3 protein-coding genes are annotated in these 2,081 nt (G+C 54.5%); 2 read left to right on the forward strand and 1 reads right to left on the reverse strand.

From position 1 onward, the window contains the following. Nucleotides 1-2 precede the first annotated feature (2 nt). Together J7367_RS21855 and J7367_RS21860 are read left to right on the forward strand one after the other, a co-directional pair. Nucleotides 3-605, forward strand: coding sequence for a hypothetical protein (locus tag J7367_RS21855; protein WP_057664320.1), 603 nt, complete (start codon nucleotides 3-5; stop codon nucleotides 603-605). A 100-nt stretch (nucleotides 606-705) separates the two neighbouring features. After that, the gene (locus J7367_RS21860; RefSeq protein WP_057664323.1) at nucleotides 706-1,299 is read left to right on the forward strand and encodes a hypothetical protein; all 594 of its coding nucleotides are present in this window, start codon (nucleotides 706-708) and stop codon (nucleotides 1,297-1,299) included. Nucleotides 1,300-1,458: 159 nt separating this feature from the next. Here J7367_RS21860 and J7367_RS21865 read toward each other — a convergent pair. Beyond that, on the reverse strand, nucleotides 1,459-2,081 hold a 623-nt coding region (locus J7367_RS21865), incomplete at its 5' end, for a HipA domain-containing protein (protein WP_209029011.1).

Raw genomic sequence — 2,081 nt, forward strand, 5'->3', positions numbered from 1 at the left:
TGATCAGACCTTCCTTAGAGGCCTTGGGGCCGATCACAGCGGCTCCACCGTTTGATCAAAGTGATCGCCTGCAAGTTTGTCGCACGCTTTGTTTGCTTTCGATTGAACATGCCGTTGCGATTCGCTGCCTTCTTGCGGCTGGTGCGGGACCTTCGACGGTTATCATCCACCGCGCGCAGTTCGAAGCGCTAGTGAGAGCCGTTTGGACCCTTTACTGTGCAAGCGATGATGAGGTGGCCTGCTTGCAAGACGAATTGACGCCGACGAGTGAATCATTAGCTGCTCGCCTGCCGATGCTCTCCAAGATGCTCCAAGCTCTGGAAACAGTGCAGCAGGCAGCTGAGCCATTGCGGGCGTTTTTGGAGTTCAAGAAATACTCTTGGGCGGCACTCAACTCGTTTGTCCACGCGGGCGCACATGCACTGCATCGGTTACGAACGGGCTTCCCGCTTGAGCTCGTGGAACTGGTCGTCAAACAAAGTAACGCGCTCGTAGTGATGGCTCACATGCAACTCGCGATCACAACTGGTAGCCAGGACGCGGTGCGCTGGGTCGCTACAACGGCGGATGGTTCTTCTGATGTGCTTCCTCTGCGAACACGTTAGGCTATGCTCGATAGCATTGGTCGCGGACTTTAAGGCTGATGAGTGGCAAGCTTGCGATGCAAGGTTCTCGCAGTAAGGCCTGAACAAGTGAGGGGGTCGGATGACGAACATCGGGAAGGCGGAAAGCTTCGAAGAGGGATTTTTTCGAGCAGCACTTGAAGTCATTGCCAAGCGCGATGAGCGCAATGCCATCATCGCCAGCCGTGATTTCGACGGCCTGAGGCAAAGACTTGATCGCTCAGCGAGCACAACGCACTTCACGCAGCCGATGGCGGAGTTCTACCTTGGCATCCCGAGGCGTCAGTTTGACAAGCTCAAACGAGAGCACGGAAATCCCTTTGCAGGGAGCAAAAGCTCGCCACGATCCATCACCAAAGCCGAGCTTTTGACGTGGTATGCCCAACTCACCAAAGCGCGCGAAAAAATCCAAGAGCCTATCTCGGGCAAGTTTGGCAGAACGCGGAAGGGAGTTCCCTTCATTGTGATACGTGAATCGGCTGGCAAGATCAAGAGTGTGATCTCATATGCGGGCATCACGGGCCTCGACATGAGTGCGATCGAAGAGGCCTTCCAGAAGGGAGCAACGATCTTGGCTCTGACCATCGATCACGCCTTGGCGTTACCTTGGCGGTCAAATGCCGAGAAGAGACTTTGGCGAAATGCCTACCGGTCGCATCTGATGACGGTCCGATGAGGAAATAAGCTTGATCCATGGGTACGGAAGCAAAAGCTTGAAAGTCTTTTCGCGCCAGCAATCCGAGAGCATCATTGGCGGGATGCGAATCGACGTGCCAAGGCGTGGGAAGCACGCTCCTGGGGACGTAAGCGAAGCCGCAGCTTCCTGAGAGGGATGCTATGACGCGCTTTGTTCCGGAGCAAAGGGATTTTTTTTGTGGCTTGCTTTTTTACGAGCCACAAAGCTCGATGCTTTAAAATTTTTTCGTTGACTGCGCAGCGGCGCGCCATCAATCTGATGTGAAAGCTCCCTGATATCTCGATCTGACACCTGTGCCTGGCGAAAGTGATCTTGCCATGTATCGACCACGGCGATCACAGTGACCACTTCCTTTGCGGCCTCAGCGGCAGACATGCCAAAGTCTTTACATCGCGACATGGCGTTTTCGAGCGTTGACTCAGTGCCATTGTCTCCGCAGATGAATTCTTGCTGCCCTTGCCCGGAGTTGCAGGGGAGCACATCGTAGGCAGGTGCTAATACCAAACGCTGATGCTTGAATGGATCGGTGATGAGCAGGGCGTGGTTTTTCTCGTGATCGTCCGTGTTGTCGATGAGGATATTAAAGACCATACGGCGGAAGAGTTCGCGCGCGTTGGCTTTGTTTAAATGGTCTTGCGTATCGCCAGCTCGACGAAGCAACAGCGCGAGATCGGGGTAGCCTAAGGATGGTCTGATCAATGCGGCCAGAGGATGCGTCGACCCGCATCGGTAGCGCTGACTACGCTCACACCTTCGGTTTT

This window comes from Xanthomonas sp. D-36-1, assembly GCF_017746155.1.
Taxonomy (GTDB): domain Bacteria; phylum Pseudomonadota; class Gammaproteobacteria; order Xanthomonadales; family Xanthomonadaceae; genus Xanthomonas; species Xanthomonas cissicola.

What these genes read in the sequence shown, in the direction of transcription:
- J7367_RS21860 (WP_057664323.1), top strand. Translation starts at nt 706, where the DNA reads ATGACGAACATCGGGAAGGCGGAAAGCTTCGAAGAGGGATTTTTTCGA.